The following is a 21002-nucleotide window of genomic DNA, read 5'->3' on the forward strand; positions in this document are numbered from 1 at the left end:
AATTAGCCCGCTTCGCGTGCCCGTTTGTCTAAGTACTTGCGGATCGCCTTTGCCGCAGCAAAAAAGCCAAAGCTGCCCGTTACCATAGTTGCAGAGCCAAATCCGGTCGCACAGTCCATATTCTTACTGCCATCGGCCATTTGTTTGGCCTTACAGACACTCCCGTCGCCAGTTGGGTAAACCAGTTGCTCGGTCGAATACACACAGTCAACAGCAAACTTACGCTTCGGGTTGGTGGTAAAGTTATATTGCTTACGCAGCAGGTATCGGACTTTTGCAAGTAAAGGGTCATGGGTGGTTTTAGCCACATCCCCATAGCAGATCTGACTAGGATCTGTCTGACCACCGGCCCCACCTGTGGTGATCACCGGAATTTTTTGCCGTTTACAGTGGGCGATCAGCGCTGCCTTTTCTTTGACTGCATCAATACAGTCGATGACATAATCAAAACCCTGAATATGCTCTTTGATATTATCCAGGGTGATAAAGTCATCTATCACCTCAACCTGACAATCCGGATTGATTGACTGACAACGCGCCTGCATGGCTTCGACTTTGGGCTGGCCTATGGTCTCAGTTTTTGCGTGCAGCTGGCGATTGACATTGGTCACACAGATATCATCCAGGTCAATCAGGGTAATTTTACCTATGCCAGTGCGCGCCAGTGCCTCTGCCACCCAGCTGCCCACGCCACCAATGCCTATAACACAGAAACTGGCTTCGCCAAGCCAGCTTAGCTCCGTATCTCCATACAAGCGGCCGATGCCACCAAATCTTAAGGATGTATCTTGCGTCATATTACCACTCTAACTCTCTGGGCTTTGCCCAGCTTTGCATTACTTCTGTGTCTGCCAGCTCAGCAAACCGTGCTCCGCCCTGAGGCAAAGCGTAGAACGTCTTTCTTTCGTTGTCCCATTCAAAGCTCAAACAGTAAGCGTGCAGGTAAACTCTGTCGGCTTCACTGCCACCGTAGCTGACATCGCCGAGGATAGGCGCTGACAAGCTTTTTAGCGCAACCCGCAACTGGTGTGTTTTGCCGCTGTAGGGCTTGAGTAAACAGGCTCTGAAACCCGGTGCTATGCTGGCACTGTAAAAGCGCGTAACAGCCGGGTTGTCCTGACTGGTTAACAACTTATACGTGCCGCGCCGGGATTTAGCCATATCGCCTTTAACCCAGCCTTGCTTCTTTTTGGGCTTGCTATCAATGAGCGCCAGATAGAACTTATCCACGGCGCGACTGGTAAACAACTCCGTCAGCTTGGCAGCGGCATGACTTGAGCGCGCCAGCACCAGTAAACCGGACGTTACCTTATCGAGTCGGTGCACCGGATAAAGCTGCTCGCCGAGCTGCTCAGCTAATAAAGCAACAAAGCCGCTTTCGTGCTCACTGTGAAAACTCACTCCAGCGGGCTTATGTGCCACCACAAAGTCCGGGTGGCTGGCAATCACCTCAAAGGGCACCATTGAGGTACTCTACGACGCGTTTTAAGTCTTCCGGTGTATCAACCCCGGCATAAACCGGACGACACGCCTTGGCAATTTTAATACGATAACCGTGGTATAACACGCGCAACTGCTCAAGCGATTCCTGCCCTTCCAGCGGAGAAACCGGTAAGGCCAGATAGGTTTTAATAAACCCGGCACGATAGGCATAGATACCCACATGGCGCTGAAAATGTGCCAGTGGAATTTGACTCTCATCCAACGCCATCATGCTGTCACGCTGAAACGGAATGGAAGCACGGGAAAAATACAGCGCATTTTGGTGTGCGTCCTGAACCACTTTAACGGCATTGGGATTCAATACTTCCTGCACATCCGTCACATCAACGCTCAGCGTCGCCATCGGCGCTTCCTGCGCTTCATGCAGTAAGGTCGCCACCTGAGTAATGTTTTCCGGCGCTAACAAAGGCTCATCACCCTGCACATTAACCACTAAGGTATCGTCGGCCAGGCCCAGCTGTTCAACCACCTCGGCAAGGCGCTCAGTGCCCGATTGATGATCTTCTCGGGTCATCAGCACGTTTTCTGTAAAGGTTTTAGCGCGCTCGAACACCTGAGTGTTGTCGGTGGCGATATAAACGGCTTTGGCGCCAGATTTTTGCGCCTGCTCGAACACGTGCTGGATCATGGGTTTACCACAAATGTCAGCAAGCGGTTTACCTGGCAGGCGGGTTGATGCGTAACGCGCCGGAATTACGACTATGAATTCCACTTTTCGACCTCTTCAAGGGATAATTCACGTGCTTCGTTTTCCAGTAGCACTGGAATGTCGTTTCTGACAGGGTAAGCCAGTTTCGCAGCCGTGCTGATCAGCTCCTGATTGTCTTTGTCAAATCTCAGTTTTCCTTTGCAAACCGGACAAGCAATAATCTCGAGTAATTTAGTGTCAAAGGCCATGGTTGACTATCCCTTTTTGTTTTAATAACGAATTCAGTTGTTGTGTCAGCGCAGCACTGGGCTGGGCTTCTACTTTTAAATAATACCAATTTTCTTTGCCGAATGACTGGCATTTTACGGCGTCTTTTTCGGTCATAAAGACAGCCTGATCTTCGCACGTGGCAAAGTCGGCTACGCTGTAGGCATGGTGATCGGCAAAATGCAGTGTATCGGCCAGTTCAATGCCATCTGAGCGCAAGGATTGTTCAAATCGCTGCGGGTTACCAATGGCGCTTACGGCAACGCCCTGCCCGGCGGTTTGCGCAACCGCCTGATTGTCTTTCACGCTGAAATAGCCACTGCGAATCAGCTCATAACCAACCCCGCTTGATTCTCCATTATAGACAACCAGCTCCGTGTGCTTGAGACGCCCGGGTGTTTCGCGCAGCGGGCCGGCCGGTAACAGCAGACCGTTGCCAAAACGGCGCTGTGCATCGACAATACAGATCTCGATATCCCGGGCCAGCTGATAGTGTTGCAGGCCATCATCACTGACGATAATATCCGGCTTGTCTTCTCGCATCAGCATTTCAATGCTGGCCTGACGGTCGCCACCTATCATCACAGGACAACCCAGCCGCTTGTATATCAATAAGGGTTCATCGCCCGCTTCTGCGGCGCTGCTGTTGTCTGTCACCCGATATGGCAGGTTGGGAGGCTTGGCGCCATAGCCCCGGCTGATCACGGCTACTTTCAGGCCCAACGACTCAAGGTATGGCACCAGCCATAACACGAACGGCGTTTTACCGTTGCCACCTATGCCTATGTTGCCAACGATGATCACCGGTACGGGCGCTTTATAGACGCGCTTGAGGCCCAGCTTAAATAACCCCCTGCGCAGTGAGCTCAGTAACCAAAATAAGCCTGACAAAGGCAGCAGTAAGATATTTAACAGCCCCAGGGGCTGATACCAGCTGCGCTCCAGGCGATTCATGCCTGATCACCATACTGCATCTGGCATAACGCAGCATAAATGCCCTTTTGCTCAAGCAGTGCCTGGTGTTTACCCTGTTCGACAATGCGCCCCTGGTCGAGCACATAAATGCAATCGGATTGCTCAATGGTCGACAGGCGGTGTGCTATCACAATGGAGGTTTTATCTTTCATCAGATTATCCAGTGCCTGCTGGATCAACCGCTCTGACTCGGTGTCCAGTGCCGAAGTCGCTTCATCGAGAATCAAAATGGGCGCGTTTTTAACAATTGCACGGGCGATGGCAATACGCTGGCGCTGACCGCCAGAAAGCATCACCCCGTTTTCACCCACCATAGTATTCAACCCCTCAGGCAAGTCTTTAACAAACTCCCAGACATGGGCCTGCTTTGCTACCTGCTCCAGCTCTTCCTGAGAATAAGCGCGCTCCAGTCCATACATAATGTTATTGGCAATGGTGTCGTTAAACAGCACCACCTGCTGTGATACCAGTGCAAACTGTTTACGCAGCGACGATAGCGTGTAGTCCTGAAGTTTCACCCCATCGAGGGTGATCTCCCCTTCATCCCAGTCGTAAAAACGCGGCAGCAGGTTCGATAAAGTCGACTTACCCGACCCACTGCGGCCTACCAGCGCGATACTCTGGCCAGCCGGAATTTGTAATGATAAGGATTTGATGACGGCTTCGTCTTTGCCCGGGTAACGGAATGTTACGCCTGAGACCGCAATTTCGCCTTTTACGCGGTCCGCCTCAAGCTTGCCGGTGTTCTTTTCCTGCTCTTTATCCAGAATTTCAAAAATACTGGTCGCTGCGGCAATGCCGCGCTGCAAATCACTGTTTACATTCGCCAGCTGCTTTAGCGGCCTGAGCATCATCATCATTGAGGTAGTCAGTGACACAAAGGTGCCCGAGGAGATGGTGTCTATCATTTCTGGCATTGCGATGATAGCCAGGATCAATGCCATGGCGCTGGCGGCAATAATTTGGATCACCGACACACTCAGTGCACGCGTTGCATCCATCTTTACACGTTGCTGGCGGTTGCGGTTATTCACATCGGCAAAGTGAGTGATCTCTTTATCCTGACCGCCGAAACCATGGATCACTTTATGCCCGGCCAGCATTTGCTCTGAACTACGAGTGACTTCGCCCATGGCATCCTGAATATTCTTTGAAATTTTTCGAAAGCGCTTAGAGACCAGGTTCACTATCACGCCGACGATGGGGATCACCACTAAGAATATCAATGACAACTGCCAGCTGGCGTTGAACATCACCACCAGCAAAAACAGCACAAAGGCGCCTTCGCGGATCATCACCTGCAAAGCTCGGGTCACGGCCTGTTGTACTTGTTCCGTATCAAAGGTGATTTTTGAGATCATTTCGCCGTTGGAGTGTTGGTCGTGAAAACTTACCGGCAAGAACAGCATGTGTTCAAACAGAGACTGCCGCAGTTTCCTTACTACCTGAGAGCCCACATAGCTCAGACAATACGATGCCATGTAGTTGAAAATACCGCGTCCAATAACCAGCAACACTACCACTATAGGTGCCATTTTTAACACTTCGGCGTTGCGCTCTGTCAGGCCATCGTCAATAAACGGCTGCATTAACTGAACGAACAGCGCATCCATGGCGGCGTAACCGAGCATGCCAATAATGGCAAACAAGGCTGGCACTTTAAAATCGAAGGTGTAACTCAGAAGCCGCTTGTAGATCTGCTTGGCGGATTGTTGCATAGTGTCTCTCTGGTACGTCATAACCCGCGTATTGTAGCTGTACTGATGGCAAAACTGAATGCATTATCTTAAGAACCAAAAACTTTTCCTGTCGCGGGCGGTTTCCAGTTGAATTTCTGTCCCGGTAATTTTGAATCGAACCTGACCCGCTGTGGCGGTATCCAGCATCTGACTGCCCGTCGATTGATAACGCGCCACCACCTCATCGTGTGGCAAACGCCATGGCGAGTGGTATCCTCGCGAGAACACCACCCACTTAGGTGCAACCGCAGAGACAAATGCCATACCGGATGATGTGTTGCTGCCGTGATGTGGGGCAAGCAGTATCTCTGATGGCAGCTTTTCCCGTTGTAATGCCAACAGTGCATTTTCTGCGACCTGCTCTATGTCCCCGGGTAATAACAGCTCGGTCATGCCATCACTTATCCTGACCACACAGGAATTATTATTATCGCTGTTCATTGGCTCAACTGGCCACAAAGACTCAATGCTCAGTTTGCCCATTTGCACCGTTTTGAGTGTGCACAGCGCCTTACCATCCCCCTGATGAAACTGTTCCAGTGAGCGGCCACCATCGTAACGGTATAAGTCAGCAAGCCCGCCATTATGGTCACTATCATCATGGCTGATCACAGTATGTACAAGGGTGATGCGATGCGCCTGCAAATAAGGCTTGATCACATTGTCAAACAGCGAATAACGCGAAAAATAACTGGCGCCGAGGTCAATCAGCACGCCATAGCCCTGAGCAGAGACCAGTACCGCTGTGCCATGCCCGACATCAAAGACATCCACCTGCCAGTCGGGTGGCCGCTCGGTGAGGCTGACCATCAGGGCGGCGGACACCGGAATCCAGGCAAATGGACGAGTCAGGGTACTCATGCACAGCAGTAACGCGAGATAGCTTAGTATCGCCAGTTCTGGTGCCATCGCGCCACTGTGCCACCAGTGATAGGGAAATGCGTTTAGCCACTGATAGGCCTGGAGGAGCATGGCATCTGGCATAGCTAAAACGGCCCAGCCGGTGGTTACTTCGCTGAGCAGATGTATCAACAGCAGCGGAAAAATCACCACCGACAACAATGGAATAACTACCAGGTTGACTGGTATGCTGCTCATGCTAAAGCCATGATAGGAATAAAGGGTAAGCGGTAACAGAGCCGCAAATAAGCCACATTGTAAATATAACAGCAACTTAACTCGGGACAGACGCTGCGACTCACGCACTGTGTTGCGAAACACCATAAAAATAGTGGCCACTGCAAAGAAAGAAAAATACAGCCCCTGGTTGAGCACAGCAAAGGGATTGGCAATTAAGATCACCGTCAGGGCATAGACTAAGGTTCGTGCAGGGATCAGGTGCCGGGTAAACAAAAAACAACATGCGCCCAGCAAGGCCATTAACCAGGCGCGCTGCGCCGACACCTGCATACCACTGAGCCAGACATAGACCCCGCTCAAGAGCAGCGCAAAGGTCAAATAGCCCAGCTGATAATTATGATGCTGAGCCAAACGCGACCACATTACGACCAAGGCAAGCTTGCACAGAGCAAAACTCAGCGCAAATACAATGGCCACATGCAGGCCGGAAATGGCCAATAAATGACTAAGACCCAGCGATTGAAAGTGAGCTTTATCGGCTTGCGGCACCGCGCTTTTGTCTCCCGTCAGTATCACATAGTAAAACCAGCTAAAATGCAATCCATCCAGCGCCTGTGACACCCAAGTGCGATAGGCCGCTTGCCAGCGTTCGCTATGGCCGTAACTTGCATCCTCCACTGACAGGCGGCCTTTGTAGAATATCTGATTGCGAAAGGCATAAAGCTCAGCGTCAAATACCGAGAAATTTTTTCGACTGCGAAACGGCTTGAGTGTCGCCATGCCTGTCAGCGTTGTGCCGTTTAAATCTGTGGGCAACGTGCCATTTAGGGACACATTGGCGCGAACACGGCGATACCAGGGCACCCTGTAATGGCCTATACTTGTCAGCTCAAGCGTGATATACGGGTTCGTGCCAGCGCCTTTGCCTATGACTTTACTGACATTGCCAACGACTTTCACTTCCTGCTCTAAGCCTTTTTCAGCAAGCGGTGGCGCATAAACCAACCAATAGTGACAAATCGTCACAAAAATACCTAAAATAAAACCTGCCAAAACACTCGAAAAAGTCTTAAAATAGCCGCAGAGAAAAAGGAGCACGCCTGAGCAGACAAACCACTGCCACTGACCCAGATAAAATACTGAGATCAGGCACCCGCTGATCAGGCCGCAGCAAATCAATATCGATGTAAATGGTTGCTTAACATGCCAAAGAAAACGATCCAACGGTTTCTACCCGATCACAACAAGATCAAACAACAAAAATCGCTGAAAATATTTGGCAGTTTGTTACATGATGCAAATCTTTGGCATTTAAATCGCCGCTCGGCGCGCGGGGCCTTTTCCGTAGGCCTGTTTTTTGCGTTCATCCCTGTTCCTTTTCAAATGGTTCTTGCAGCCGCCCTGGCCATTCCTTTCAGAGTAAATCTTCCACTTTCTATTGCACTGGTGTGGATCACGAACCCCCTTACTATGCCTCCCATTTTCTATGCATCATACCAGGTGGGTGCGTTTGCACTGGGTCAAGAGGAGCAACCGTTTCATTTTGAAGCCAGCTGGAGTTGGCTGGTAGAGAGCCTGTCAACGATAGGGCCTGCTTTTATGCTCGGCTCCCTGATCTGCGCCTGTATGGCTGCTATTTTGGGCTTTTTCGTTATCGACTTCCTATGGCGCCGCTCAGTTAATAAAGCTTGGGCAGAACGTAACCAGCAATCCAGCTGACACATCACCCTATATTGGTTTAGCAGCCCATAGGCTGCTTTTCCAGCAAACTTTTACTTATCGAAGTAACTCACAAAACCCGCTAATGCATTAGTCACTGCCACAGATGCCAATATCAGCCCCATTACACGACTAATTACACTGGCGCCTGCATTGCCAATTACCTTGTGAATGCTGCTTGCAACCAGCATCAACAATAAAGTAAGCAGAATAACAGCTAACATCATTGCGACTGTTTGCATCTGTTCAAACAAGTTGAAACGCGCATTTTCCGTTAGCAGGACACAGGCCAGCATAGCACCTGGGCTGGCTATTGACGGCACTGCCAGAGGAAAAATAGCGGTTTCGTGGTGGTCTCGGACCAGCCTGACTTCTTCATCCGGTTTACTTTCACCAAATATCATCGACAACGCAAACAGGAACAGCACTATCCCCCCGGCTATCTGAAATGCGGGAAGTGGAATGCCCATTGCAGTCAGTAACAATTCACCTGCGACGGCAAAAAAGACCAGTAATACTGCTGCTACCAAACTAGCAATCATCGCGATTTTACGCTTTGCCGCGGCATCGTATCCGCGTGTCACCGCAATAAAAACAGGGACTGTGCCTATGGGGTCTATCACCGCAAAAAAGAAGATAAACGTGGCAACAAAATCTATCAAAGTAGTTCCTTATCAATAAAGGTAAAATATTCAACAAGGAACAACTCTAGCAGCCTACTGACTAAAAGAGTATGTTATTTTTAAATCTCGATTTGAGAGCCAATGGGTAGGTGCAGATGAGAATTAGGAATCGTGCCAAACGCACAAATTTGAGCATGAAACTAAAAAGCGGCAGGTATGCGTGGCCTGCCGCTTGATTCAACACACTTTCTTCTTTCGAAGATAAAGGAACATAAGTATGCGAATTCTTTTGTATTGGTTTTAGAACAAAAATAAAAGCAAACCGATACTTAAGTATTAATTTATCAGAGTCTGATCCCGCCGTCAATTTCTACAACACGACCGGTGAAGAAATCATTCTCGATAATATATTTTGCCGTGTGGGCAATCTCGCCAGCTTCACCCAGACGTCCAACAGGTTTCATTTTCAGCAGGCGCTCTTTGGCTTCTGGCTTCATTGCGTCAGTCATTTGTGTGCGGATGACACCTGGCGCAATTGCACCAACACGAATACCGTAGCGGCCCAGCTCTTTCGCCCACGATGTAGTCATAGCAACAACACCCGCTTTAGCAGCCGAGTAGTTGGTCTGACCCATATTGCCCGCTCGCGCAACGCTCGACATATTGATGATCACGCCACCTTCCTGACCTTCAACCATTTTAGTTGCCGCTTCACGGCCACACAGGAATACCCCGGTCAGGTTGACATCCAGTACAGACTGGAACTGCTGTAGTGACATTTTATCGGTCACTTCACCATCTTTGGCTTTTAACAGCAGGCCATCGCGTAGAATACCGGCGTTGTTAACCAATACCGCGATATTACCCAAGTCTGCCACTATGGCGCTGAATACCTGTTCAACATCGCTCTCCAGGCTCACATTCGCCACATATGTTTTTACTTCAACATCCAGAGTTCTAAGCTCAGCGGCTGCACTTTGTAGCTGCTCTTCCTGCATATCTATCAATGCCAGCTTGGCACCCATTTTGGCCATTTCCGTTGCCATCGCAAAGCCCAAGCCCTGCGCACCACCGGTGATCACCACCGTTTTGTTCTTTATATCCATGATATTTCAACCCTGCTTCTGTTACTGCTTTTGTGAATAGAGTTTAAAAATAGCACTAAAATCTTCACTGCCACTGCCCTGATTCTGCATCAGGTTGTAGAGATTTTTTGCCAGTGCCCCCATCGGCGTAGCCGAGTTTGTTTGCTGTGCCGCCTGCATCGCCAATCCTAAGTCTTTGGCCATTAAGTCAACCATAAAACCAGGTTTATACCCATTTGACGAAGGCACATTCTCTAATACGTCCGGACACGGGTTGTATAACTCCAATGTCCAGTTGCGACCCGAGCTATTGAGCATGATTTCACTCAATACTTTTGGATCAAGGCCGTGGTCAACGCCCATTTGCAGTGCTTCACTGGTGCCTGCCATGAGTATTGATAGCAGCATATTATTACAGATCTTAGCGACCTGACCTGCCCCCACCGCCCCGGCATGGAAAATATTCTTACCCATATCACTTAGGACAGTCTGTGCTTTATTGAAATCAGCGTCACTACCACCCACGATAAAGGTTAGCGTACCAGCTGCAGCCCCGGCAACGCCACCTGAAACAGGCGCATCAACAAACGCAATACCTGCATCAGCCAGTGCATTACCGACGAACTGCGCTGATTCTGCATCGATTGTCGAACAGTCAATCACCAGCGTCGACTTTTCAAGATAGTTGATTAACCCATCTTCGCCAGTATAAATCATACGAACATGCTTACTGGCTGGCAGCATACTGACAACAAAATCAGCTCCTGAACACACATCAGATACTTTGTCTGCGGCGTGAGCTCCCAGTGAAACAAGGTGATCCACGGCCTCTGCACTAAGGTCAAATACCGTCACCTGATGACCAGCTTTTACCAAGTTGGCTGCCATGGGGCCGCCCATATTTCCTAAACCTATAAATCCAATCTTTGCCATGTGTGTATTCCTTAAAGGTCTGCCAGAGGATGTTCACTCTCTTCCCAGCGTGGCGTAAAAAAGCGCTCAATCACAGCGTTATCTACGTCTGCAATGGTCTTGAACTGCCACTGTGGCTGCCCGTCTTTGTCAATTAGCAGTGCACGTACACCTTCACGGAATTCTCCTACTTCACCACAACGAACTGACATCGCCAGCTCACGCAAGAAGCAGTCCTTCAGTGACAGGCCTTCGGCACGCTTTAGCTGCGCCTGAATTAATACTGCGCTCAAAGGAGAGCCATGCTTAAGGGCTTTTTGTGCTTTGCTTAGCCATTTGTTCTCTGCGCTGTCGAGCGCCAGAATATGCTCAACCTGTGCTTCCAGGGAGTCAAATTCAGCGAGTTGAGCAAAAGAATCAGCCAGTGGCTTAATTTCACTGCGCGGTGGAATGTGCGATGCTTCATCAAGGGAGATAAGTAACTGGGTCAGTTTTTCATGATTGAGTACGTTGGTTTTTCCCCAGTTTACTTCACTGAGGTTATGCAACAGCATATCCAGACGCTCACCATCCATATAATGATCAGCCAGGCCAACAAATTTCGCATCGGTGGCATTAATGGAAGCACCAGTCAGACCAAGGAATAAACCAACCCCCTCTGGCATCTTGTTCAGGAAGTAGCTACCGCCAACATCCGGATACAAGCCAATGGTGATTTCCGGCATCGCGATGCGGGATGATTCTGTTACCACCCGGTGGCTGGCACCAGCCATCAAACCAAGACCGCCACCCATGATGATGCCATTGCCCCAAAGCAGGATAGGCTTATCATAATTATGGATGTGGTAATCAAGGCGATATTCCTCGGCAAAGAAGACTTCTAGATGATTATTGCCATCTTCGGCGGCCATTGCGTTGTACAGGCTAACCACATCGCCACCGGCACAAAAGGCTTTTTCGCCGGCGCCTTTGAGCAGGACCATAGCGACCTGTTCATCTTCAGCCCAGGCCTTAAGCTGTGGATCCAATAAGCGGATCATTTCCAGGTTCAGTGCATTGAGTGCTTTTGGCGCATTGAGGGTGGCAACCGCCACCTTCATGCCGTTATTACAGTGCGCCAACTCAAATACCACTGGGGCATCTGCCTGGTTCAGTAACTGTAATTCAACCATTAGCCATTCACCCAGTTTGCTTTACGTTTTTCTAAGAAGGCATTAACGCCCTCTCTTTGGTCTTGCGTATCGAACAAAGTCACAAACAGCTCGCGCTCAAGCGGCAATGCGCTGTTGATAGTGCCTGTGCGACCTTTTTGGATCAGGGCTTTACACGCGGTAACGGCCACCGGGCTTTGGTCTTCTACTTTCTTAGCCAGCTCAAGCGCTGCTTCGAGCGCTTTGCCCTGCTCAACCACTTCTTCAACCAGTCCAATCTGCTGAGCTTTATCTGCTTTGAGGCGTTCACCACATAAGATCATGCGCTTCGCCCAGCCTTCACCGACCAGCCATGACAGATTTTGTGTACCACCGGCACAAGGCAGCAAGCCCACTTTGGCCTCTGGCAGTGCCATTTGCGCCTGCGCTTCTGCAATACGAATGTCACAGGCCAGCGCGACTTCCAGACCGCCGCCCATTGCGAAGCCATTAATTGCCGCAATAGACACTCCGCGGAAATCACTGAGGGTTTCAAACGCTTCACCAAATACGCGCGACATGTCCGCCGCAACGCCTTTGTCGCCATCGGCAAATACATTCAGATCGGCGCCCGCTGAGAAGAACTTTTCGCCCTCACCAGTGATCACCAAAGAGTATATGTTTTTATCGGCATTCAGCTCTGTTACCAGCTCCTTCAGACCAACCAAAGTATCGCGAGTCCAGGTGTTTGCCGGTGGGTTGGACATAGTCACAACCGCGATATGACCTTGTTTTTCAAGTTTCAATTGTGCTGACATAATGGTGCTCCTCTACAGTACGCTTGCTGCGCCTTCGGCTAGAATTCGGCGTGCAATGATCACCCGCATGATCTCATTGGTGCCTTCCAGGATTTGGTGAACGCGTACATCACGCAGGTGGCGCTCAAGTGGGTATTCTTTGATGTAGCCATAACCACCATGAATTTGTAATGCATCATCACAAACCTTAGTACCAACGTCGGTCGCAAAGCGTTTAGCCATGGCACAGTAAGTGGTTTTTTCACTGTCATTGCTGTCCAGTTTGAATGCAGCCAGACGGACCATCTGACGCGCTGCAACCAGCTCAGTGTTCATATCGGCAATCTTGAACTGCAGTGCCTGGAATGCCGCCAGAGGTTTGCCAAACTGCTGACGTTCCTGCATATATTCTTTGGCTGTGTTCAGTGCCTGTTGTGCTGTACCGATTGAGCAGGTGGCAATGTTGATACGTCCGCCATCCAGACCCTGCATGGCAAACTTAAAGCCTTCACCTTCTTTGCCCATCAGGTTAGCCGCCGGAATACGAACATTTTCGAATGTTACCAGACGGGTTGGCTGGGCATTCCAGCCCATTTTCTCTTCAGCTTTACCATAGATCACGCCCTCGGCATTGGCTGGAACAACAAAGGCAGAAATACCTTTCGGACCGTCTTCACCAGTACGTGCCATCACGACCAGCACATCGGTTTCACCGGCACCAGAGATAAACATTTTCGATCCATTCAGGACATACTCATCGCCTTCCAGTACCGCTTTGGTTTTCAGTGATGCCGCATCAGAGCCTGAGCCGGGTTCGGTCAGACAGTATGAAGCCAGCAGCTCCCCCATCACCAATTGATCCATGTACTGATCTTTTACTGCCTGAGTGGCAAAGCTGGCAATCATCCAGGTGGCCATATTGTGTATGGTCAGCATTGCCGTTGTGGCCGTACAGCCCATCGACAATTGCTCAAAAATAATGCTTGAATCAAGGCGCGAAAGGCCCAGCCCACCCGCTTCTTCCGGCGTGTATAGGCCACAAAAGCCCAGCTCACCGGCTTTTTTAATCACGTCTTTCGGGAAAATATGTTTCTGATCCCATTCAGCGGCATGGGGCGCCAGTTCGCTCATGGCAAACTGATAGGCGGTTTCGGCAAAAGCCTGCTGATCTTCGTTGAGATTAAAGTCCATAAAAGACCTCACTTGTTGTCATAGCGGGCAAAGTGATGATTCTGCCCGGCGTTATTCTTATGTACCTGAGCCTCAGGTATTACTGCGAGCGGCCCGGGCAAGTGCCGGGCCGGATAGGTTAACTGACTGGCGTTATCGCAAGTTAATGCTCATGTTAGGACCCGTTACAGCCTCATCGGCAAACCAGCGTGAAGTAATGGTCTTGGTTTCGGTGTAGAAACGCACACCCTGCTTGCCATAGGTGTGTTGGTCGCCATAGAAAGAGTTTTTCCAGCCGGTGAATGAGAAGAATGGCAGTGGCACCGGAATAGGAATATTAATCCCCACCTGGCCTACTTCGATTTCATTCTGGAACTTACGTGCTGCCGCACCGCTCGCCGTGAACAGAGATGTACCGTTACCATAAGGGCTGTTATTAACCAGTTCAATGGCCTCTTCCAGGGTATCAACACAGACACAGTTCAGCACAGGACCAAAGATCTCCTGCTTGTAGATGTCCATGTCTGGCGTGACGTCTGTAAACAACGTTGGACCAACCCAGTTGCCGTTTTCGTAGCCTTCAACCGTAAAGTCTGAGCCATCCAGCAGACAAGTCGCACCTTGCTGTTTTCCACTTTCTATCAACGACAGAATACGTGCCTTGGCCTGAGCTGAGGTTTGCGGTCCATAGGCCGCTTCTGGGTCGTTCCACACACCCGGACGTACTTTTTCAAGACCGGCTTTTAAATCATCGATCCATTCTTTAGACTTGCCAACGAATACGGCAACCGAGATGCCCATGCAACGCTGACCCGCAGCACCCACAGAGGCACCGACCAGATTATTGATGGTCTGCTCACGGCTGGCATCTGGCATGATCACCATATGGTTTTTCGCGCCAACACAAGCCTGAACACGTTTTAGATTCTCTGTGCCTTTGCTATAGATGTAAGAACCGACACCACACGACCCCACGAAAGAAATCGCACGTACTTCAGGGGCTGTCAGGATCTGGTCTACCTGCTCTTTCGCGCCGTGTACTACTTGTAGTACGCCTTTTGGTGCGCCTGCTTCTTCGAATAGCTCAACCAAACGCATCGGTGTAAGAGGATCTTGCTCAGACGGCTTTAATACAAAGGTGTTACCACACACAATCGCCATTGGGAACATCCACAATGGGATCATCGCCGGGAAGTTAAATGGGGTGATACCCGCACACACGCCCAGCGGTTGGATATAAGAATAAGTGTCAATGTTACGGGCTACGTTCTCAACCGTTTCGCCCATCATCAGCGCCGGCGCATTGGCCGCCTGCTCAACCACTTCAATACCACGCCATACATCGCCTTTGGCATCTTCAAAGGTCTTACCAAGCTCGTGGCAGATGATAGTCGCAATCTCTTCCTGGTGCTCTTTTAACAATGCCGCATAGCGCATCATAATGCGCGCACGCTCTGTCACCGGAACATTGCGCCAGGTTTTAAATGCTTCTTGTGCAGACGAGATGGCAGCCTGTACTTCATCCTGCGTCGCGCATGGCACCTGCGCCAAAACTTCCTGATTCGCCGGATTGACGACATCTAACCACTTGTCAGACTGAGACTGGGTAAATTCACCGTTGATGTATAATGGTACCTGGTGCATGTGCACTCCTCCCCCAATTAAAACGAAAAAGCGCCGCTTAATTATTGTCGTTGCGGCGCTATACTTAACTTAAACTTCGACGGCTAATGCCACCGCTTCACCACCACCGATACACAGTGAGGCAATGCCTTTTGATAAACCGCGATTGCGCAGTGCATGAATAAGCGTTACCAAAATACGCGCGCCACTGGCACCGATTGGGTGACCCAGTGCACACGCACCACCGTTCACGTTTACTTTGCTCTGATCCAAACCAAGCTCGCTGATAGCCAACATAGTCACCATAGCGAACGCTTCGTTGATCTCCCACAAATCGACGTCGTCTTTAGACCAGCCTGTTTGCTCAAGCAACTTGTTCATTGCACCTACCGGTGCCACAGTGAACTCAGCTGGAGCCTGAGAGTGTGTGGTGTGACCTGCAATCTTACACAGTGGTGTTAAACCGTGACGCTTCGCTTCTGACTCACTCATTAGTACAAGTGCCGCAGCACCGTCGGAGATTGAAGACGAGTTAGCCGCGGTGATGGTGCCATCTTTTTTGAATGCCGGGCGCAGTGATGGGATCTTATCCGGACGAGCATTACCTGGCTGCTCATCAATCGCTACTTCCACATCACCTTTACGGGTAGAAATGGTATGCGCTGCAATCTCATTATTAAAGCTGCCGTTTTCAATGGCCGCATTGGCTTTGCTCAGTGAGCTCAGCGCAAACTCGTCCATATTGTCACGGGTAATGCCGTATTCATCGGCCGTATCTTGTGCGAAGCAGCCCATAGCTTTATTGTCGTAAGCATCTTCCAGGCCGTCTGCCATCATGTGATCTTTAATTTCACCATGACCCATGCGCATGCCACCTCGCGCTTTAGGAATGAAGTACGGCGCATTAGTCATGCTCTCCATACCACCGGCGATGGCATTTTTTATGCTGCCTGCTTTGATCAGGTCGTGAGCGAACATCGCCGCTTTCAAGCCTGAACCACAAACTTTGTTGATAGTGGTTGCGCCCGTTGAGCGAGCCAAACCTGCATGTAACATCGCCTGACGCGCTGGCGCCTGACCTAATCCGGCTGGCAATACACAGCCCATGATCACTTCATCAATACTGGCATCTGACAGTCCTGTATCGGCCATCACAGCTTTAATTGCAGTGGCACCCAAGTCAGTTGCACTGGCACCAGAAAGACTGCCCATAAATCCACCCATAGGGGTACGTTTGGCAGCAACAATGACAACAGCTTCGTTACTCATTAAAAAAACTCCTGTTTACAAGCAAGTTGCTTGCTTTTAGTAATCTCTTACGTCGAGCATACCTAATATTTACGTTTACGCCAACGTAAATCTAAAATCAAGCAATTTGCGATCTCTGAAAGTGTAAAGTTAAGTTGCACATCGAGGTTGCCACTGGCGTGACTTCCGATGTGTCGTCCTCCTCGCCGTTTAGTCGCAAACTAGGCGACTATACTGCTGTGTGACGTACCATCTGGAGTGCCTCAGCGGGTCTTCTGTAAGCAAAACGAATACCTAAAGTAGACCAGTATGAGCGGTTGCGATATGCGACTATAGGATGAAACAAACGCCATACTTTACCTTTACGTAAACTTCACTTATATTGGACAAATCAGTTTTGATGTAAGTGCGTAAACGATGCAAGACAACAAAGAACCAACTTATTCAATCAGCGAACTCGCCAAGGAGTTTGATATTACCACCCGAAGTATTCGGTTTTATGAAGATCAGGGATTACTTTCACCTGAACGCCATGGCCAGACACGCATTTATTCCAAGCGCGATAAAGTGCGCCTGAAACTTATTTTGCGAGGTAAGCGATTAGGCTTCACGCTGGCAGAAACCGGTCGTTTGTTCGAGCTTTACGACGCCGATAAATCAAGCGCCAAACAGCTTCATACTATGCTGCAACTGATCGAAGAAAAAAAGGCCGATCTGAGTCAGCAAATGGACGACATTAAAGTGGTCCTGATGGAACTGGTCACAGCGGAACGTCGCTGTCTGGATACATTAAAGAATCTAGATGAATAGTGATTGAGCAATGTAGCACTTAATGCGAGCCGCGGCGAGTGCTTAATCAAGAATAACTCTCACACAGGATAACTACAGATGAGCACAGTATCACTTTATAAAGAACTTAACTTTGGCCTGGGCGAAACAGCGGACATGATCCGTGACCACGTCAACAGCTTTGCCAGCAGCGAAATCGCCCCACTGGCAGAAAAAACCGACGAAGAAAACGCTTTCCCAAATGAAATGTGGCCAAAGTTTGGTGACATGGGCCTGCTGGGTATCACAGTCCCAGAAGAATTTGGCGGTGCAAACATGGGTTATCTCGAGCATGTCATTGCGATGGAAGAGATTAGCCGTGCCAGCGCCTCAATCGGACTCAGCTACGGTGCGCACTCAAATCTGTGTGTAAACCAGATCAACCGTAACGGTAACCAGGCACAAAAAGAAAAATACCTGCCTAAACTGGTCTCCGGCGAGCACATTGGTGCACTTGCCATGAGTGAACCAAACTCGGGCTCAGATGTAGTATCTATGAAACTCAAAGCCGAGAAAAAAGGCGATAAGTTTATTCTCAACGGTAATAAAATGTGGATCACCAATGGTCCGGATGCCGACGTCTTTGTGATCTACGCAAAAACAGATTTAGAAGCCGGTCCGCGTGGTATCACTGCATTCATCGTTGAGAAAGACTTTCCTGGCTTCTCGACAGCACAGAAGCTGGACAAACTGGGCATGCGTGGCTCAAACACCTGTGAGCTGGTTTTTGAAAACTGTGAGGTCCCTGAAGAGAATATTCTGGGTAACTATAATGAAGGCGTTAAGGTCCTGATGAGTGGTCTGGATTATGAACGCGTGGTACTGGCCGGTGGCCCACTGGGAATAATGCAGGCGTGTATGGATGTGGTTGTGCCTTATATCCACGAACGTAAGCAGTTCAACCAGTCTATCGGAGAATTCCAGCTAGTGCAGGGCAAAATCGCTGACATGTATACGCAAATGAATGCTGCACGTTCTTACGTATACACAGTGGCAAAAGCCTGCGACCGCGGCGAAACAACACGAAAAGATGCCGCAGGTGCTATCCTCTATGCAGCAGAGCTGGCAACCAAAATGGCGCTCGATGCAATTCAGTTGCTGGGCGGTAACGGCTACATCAATGAATATCCTACCGGACGTTTACTGCGCGATGCCAAATTGTATGAGATTGGCGCCGGCACGTCTGAGATCCGCCGTATGCTGATCGGTCGTGAGCTGTTCACCGAAAGCCGCTAAGGAGGCAGCATGACAGTACTAAACTCGACTGTTAATAGTCATGACCCGCAATTTAAGGCAAACCAGGACGCTATGGCGTCTCTGGTTGCCGACCTCAATGATAAGGTTGCCACTTTGTCTATGGGTGGTGGTGAGGCGCTAATCGCTCGCCACCAGAGTCGCGGCAAATTATTTGTCCGCGACCGCATTGAGCACCTGCTTGACGAAGGCTCTCCCTTTTTAGAGATCTCTCAGTTCGCTGCGTTCGGTGTGTATGAACAAGACATTCCCTGCGCCGGTGTGGTAGCGGGTATTGGCCGGGTGAAAGGCGTAGAGTGCATGATAGTGGCGAACGACGCCACAGTGAAAGGGGGAACCTATTTCCCGCTGACGGTGAAAAAGCACCTGCGCGCACAAGAAATTGCAGAACGTTGCCACCTGCCCTGTATCTACTTAGTTGATTCGGGCGGTGCGAACCTGCCGGAGCAGGATGAAGTATTCCCGGATAAACTGCACTTTGGCCGTATTTTCTATAACCAGGCGCGTATGTCTGCCAAAGGCATCCCGCAAATTGCCGTGGTTATGGGGCTATGTACCGCCGGTGGTGCGTACGTGCCGGCAATGGCCGATGAAAGTATCATAGTGAAAGAACAAGGGACGATATTCCTCGCGGGCCCGCCACTGGTAAAAGCGGCAACCGGTGAGGAAGTCAGCGCCGAAGATCTCGGTGGTGCCGATGTGCACTGTAAAGTATCCGGGGTTGCGGACCATTATGCGGAAAACGATGAGCATGCGCTGTCTATCGCTCGCCAATGTGTCTCCCGCCTCAATCACCAACGCCCTGTTCGCCCCGTTCTGAAAGACTTCAAAGCGCCAAGATACGATATTCGTGAGATCTACGGCATCGTCGGGACGGACCTGAAAAAACCGTTTGACGTACGCGAAGTGATTGCCCGTATCGTGGACGACTCACAGTTCGACGAATTTAAACGCTACTTTGGTGAAACCCTGGTTACCGGCTTTGCAGAAATTTATGGTCATCCGGTCGGGATTGTCGCCAACAACGGGATTTTGTTCTCTGAGTCGGCGCAAAAAGGTGCGCACTTTATTCAGCTCTGTGCCCAACGCAACATCCCGCTGTTGTTCTTACAGAACATCACCGGCTTTATGGTAGGCCAAAAATACGAAGCAGAAGGCATCGCCAAACACGGCGCTAAAATGGTTACCGCGGTGTCTTGTGCAGACGTACCGAAATTTACCGTATTGATCGGTGGCTCTTATGGCGCCGGTAACTACGGCATGTGCGGCCGAGCCTATGAACCCACCATGATGTGGATGTGGCCCAATGCCCGTATCTCGGTCATGGGTGGCGAGCAGGCGGCCGGCGTACTGACACAGGTTCGTCAGGACGGTCTGGCGCGTAAAGGCCAGTCAATGAGCGACGAAGAAGTGGCTGAGTTTAAAAAGCCCATTGTTGAGCAATACGAAAAGCAAGGCCATCCCTACTACGCCAGTGCGCGCTTGTGGGACGATGGCATTATCGATCCTGCCGACACGCGTACGGTTCTTGGTCTGGCGCTTGAAGCGGCTGCCAATGCACCTGAACAGGATTCAAAATTCGGCATTTTCCGGATGTAAGGAGGCCCTATGTCAGTAACCTTAAATATCACCAAAAGTAAGGTGGCCGTGCTGGAACTTAGCCGCCCGGAAAAACACAATGCATTTAACGCCGAAGTCATAGCCGAATTAATCAAAAGCATTGAATACGCAAACGAGCTGGATATTCGTGCACTGGTATTAAAAACCAATGGCAAGCACTTCTCTGCAGGCGCCGACCTGGCCTGGATGAAATCCATGGCTGGTAATAACTACGACGAAAATGTCGCTGATTCTATGGAATTGGCCAGACTAATGAAAGTGCTGGCAAACAGCCCGCACCCAACGGTTTGTCTGGTTCAGGGCGCAGCATTTGGGGGAGCACTGGGTCTCATCGCCTGCTGTGACATCGCCGTTGCGACCCCGGATGCCAAATTTTGTCTGAGCGAAGTCAAGCTGGGGCTTATTCCCGCCGTGATCAGCCCTTATGTGATCCGTGCCATTGGCGAGCGTCAGGCACGTCGCTATTTCCTCAGTGCTGAGATCTTTACTGCTGACAAAGCGCTGAGCATGGGTCTTATCCATGAAGTCGCCGAAGACTTAGCCGGTGCCGAATCTCACTTTATTGAAACCCTGCTGAACAATGGCCCGGTGGCGGTCAAAAGTGCCAAGGCACTGATAGACGAAGTGGCAGGCCATGCTATTGATGACACACTGATTGCACATACCGCTAAACGGATCGCTGAGATCCGTGTAAGCGAAGAAGGACAAGAAGGTCTGAGCGCCTTTTTCGACAAACGTGCCCCCGGCTGGCAAAACGCGGCCAGCAAGTAAGGAGTACAC

Annotated in this window: 20 protein-coding genes; 5 read left to right on the forward strand and 15 right to left on the reverse strand. The window is 50.1% G+C overall.

Features of this window, described 5'->3' with window-relative positions:
- Positions 1-2: 2 nt before the first annotated feature.
- From tcdA to CWB98_RS22015, 7 genes are all read right to left on the reverse strand, one after another.
- Positions 3-797, reverse strand: a complete 795-nt coding sequence (gene tcdA / locus CWB98_RS21985; protein ID WP_138546754.1) for a tRNA cyclic N6-threonylcarbamoyladenosine(37) synthase TcdA — start codon at positions 795-797, stop codon at positions 3-5.
- Between the two features lies 1 nt (position 798).
- Entirely contained in the window at positions 799-1464 is a 666-nt protein-coding gene (locus CWB98_RS21990; protein ID WP_138546755.1) for a TIGR01621 family pseudouridine synthase, read from the reverse strand.
- Positions 1451-2215 (reverse strand): 3-deoxy-manno-octulosonate cytidylyltransferase, encoded by a 765-nt coding sequence (kdsB, locus tag CWB98_RS21995; RefSeq protein WP_138546756.1) that lies wholly within the window; start codon positions 2213-2215, stop codon positions 1451-1453. Before kdsB ends, CWB98_RS21990 begins: the two co-directional genes overlap by 14 nt.
- Positions 2203-2400 carry a Trm112 family protein gene (locus CWB98_RS22000; protein WP_010381495.1) on the reverse strand — a complete coding sequence of 66 codons (198 nt, stop codon included), beginning with the start codon at positions 2398-2400 and terminating at the stop codon, positions 2203-2205. The genes kdsB and CWB98_RS22000 overlap by 13 nt, the downstream gene beginning before the upstream one ends.
- Positions 2390-3373, reverse strand: coding sequence for a tetraacyldisaccharide 4'-kinase (gene lpxK / locus CWB98_RS22005; RefSeq protein ID WP_138546757.1), 984 nt, complete (start codon positions 3371-3373; stop codon positions 2390-2392). Before lpxK ends, CWB98_RS22000 begins: the two co-directional genes overlap by 11 nt.
- Complete coding sequence (msbA, locus tag CWB98_RS22010; RefSeq protein ID WP_138546758.1) at positions 3370-5112, reverse strand: lipid A export permease/ATP-binding protein MsbA; 1743 nt, start codon at positions 5110-5112, stop codon at positions 3370-3372. The genes lpxK and msbA overlap by 4 nt, the downstream gene beginning before the upstream one ends.
- A 63-nt stretch (positions 5113-5175) precedes the next feature.
- Positions 5176-7437, reverse strand: a complete 2262-nt coding sequence (locus CWB98_RS22015; protein ID WP_138546759.1) for a DNA internalization-related competence protein ComEC/Rec2 — start codon at positions 7435-7437, stop codon at positions 5176-5178.
- Here CWB98_RS22015 and CWB98_RS22020 point away from each other — a divergent pair.
- A complete protein-coding gene (locus tag CWB98_RS22020; protein WP_054016879.1) occupies positions 7417-7932 on the forward strand; it encodes a DUF2062 domain-containing protein in 516 nt (171 codons plus the stop codon). The genes CWB98_RS22015 and CWB98_RS22020 overlap by 21 nt on opposite strands.
- Positions 7933-7985: 53 nt before the next feature.
- Here CWB98_RS22020 and CWB98_RS22025 read toward each other — a convergent pair whose 3' ends face one another.
- The 8 genes from CWB98_RS22025 to CWB98_RS22060 form a co-directional block, all read right to left on the reverse strand.
- On the reverse strand, positions 7986-8594 hold the full coding sequence (locus tag CWB98_RS22025) for a MarC family protein (protein WP_138546760.1): 609 nt from the start codon (positions 8592-8594) through the stop codon (positions 7986-7988).
- Between the two features lie 305 nt (positions 8595-8899).
- Positions 8900-9661: an SDR family oxidoreductase gene (locus tag CWB98_RS22030; RefSeq protein WP_046003801.1), complete on the reverse strand. Its 762-nt coding sequence runs from the start codon at positions 9659-9661 to the stop codon at positions 8900-8902.
- A 21-nt stretch (positions 9662-9682) separates the two neighbouring features.
- Complete coding sequence (mmsB, locus tag CWB98_RS22035) at positions 9683-10573, reverse strand: 3-hydroxyisobutyrate dehydrogenase (RefSeq protein ID WP_138546761.1); 891 nt, start codon at positions 10571-10573, stop codon at positions 9683-9685.
- 11 nt (positions 10574-10584) lie between these two features.
- Positions 10585-11724, reverse strand: coding sequence for an enoyl-CoA hydratase/isomerase family protein (locus tag CWB98_RS22040; RefSeq protein WP_138546762.1), 1140 nt, complete (start codon positions 11722-11724; stop codon positions 10585-10587).
- Entirely contained in the window at positions 11724-12500 is a 777-nt protein-coding gene (locus CWB98_RS22045; RefSeq protein WP_138546763.1) for an enoyl-CoA hydratase, read from the reverse strand. The genes CWB98_RS22040 and CWB98_RS22045 overlap by 1 nt, the downstream gene beginning before the upstream one ends.
- A 12-nt stretch (positions 12501-12512) precedes the next feature.
- Complete coding sequence (locus CWB98_RS22050; RefSeq protein WP_138546764.1) at positions 12513-13670, reverse strand: acyl-CoA dehydrogenase family protein; 1158 nt, start codon at positions 13668-13670, stop codon at positions 12513-12515.
- A 132-nt stretch (positions 13671-13802) separates the two neighbouring features.
- Positions 13803-15293, reverse strand: a complete 1491-nt coding sequence (locus tag CWB98_RS22055) for a CoA-acylating methylmalonate-semialdehyde dehydrogenase (RefSeq protein ID WP_138546765.1) — start codon at positions 15291-15293, stop codon at positions 13803-13805.
- Between the two features lie 69 nt (positions 15294-15362).
- Positions 15363-16541 (reverse strand): acetyl-CoA C-acyltransferase, encoded by a 1179-nt coding sequence (locus CWB98_RS22060; protein ID WP_054016871.1) that lies wholly within the window; start codon positions 16539-16541, stop codon positions 15363-15365.
- Positions 16542-16937: 396 nt separating this feature from the next.
- Between CWB98_RS22060 and CWB98_RS22065 the strand changes: the two genes are divergently transcribed.
- From CWB98_RS22065 to CWB98_RS22080, 4 genes are all read left to right on the forward strand, one after another.
- Positions 16938-17330 carry a MerR family transcriptional regulator gene (locus CWB98_RS22065; protein ID WP_054016870.1) on the forward strand — a complete coding sequence of 131 codons (393 nt, stop codon included), beginning with the start codon at positions 16938-16940 and terminating at the stop codon, positions 17328-17330.
- Positions 17331-17408: 78 nt separating this feature from the next.
- Positions 17409-18584, forward strand: coding sequence for an isovaleryl-CoA dehydrogenase (locus tag CWB98_RS22070; protein WP_046003793.1), 1176 nt, complete (start codon positions 17409-17411; stop codon positions 18582-18584).
- A 9-nt stretch (positions 18585-18593) separates the two neighbouring features.
- Positions 18594-20201 carry a carboxyl transferase domain-containing protein gene (locus tag CWB98_RS22075; RefSeq protein WP_046003792.1) on the forward strand — a complete coding sequence of 536 codons (1608 nt, stop codon included), beginning with the start codon at positions 18594-18596 and terminating at the stop codon, positions 20199-20201.
- A gap of 9 nt (positions 20202-20210) precedes the next feature.
- Positions 20211-20993, forward strand: coding sequence for an enoyl-CoA hydratase/isomerase family protein (locus CWB98_RS22080; RefSeq protein ID WP_138546766.1), 783 nt, complete (start codon positions 20211-20213; stop codon positions 20991-20993).
- The last annotated feature ends 9 nt before the right edge of the window (positions 20994-21002 follow it).

It is taken from the genome of Pseudoalteromonas rubra, from assembly GCF_005887115.1.
Classification (GTDB): domain Bacteria; phylum Pseudomonadota; class Gammaproteobacteria; order Enterobacterales; family Alteromonadaceae; genus Pseudoalteromonas; species Pseudoalteromonas rubra_F.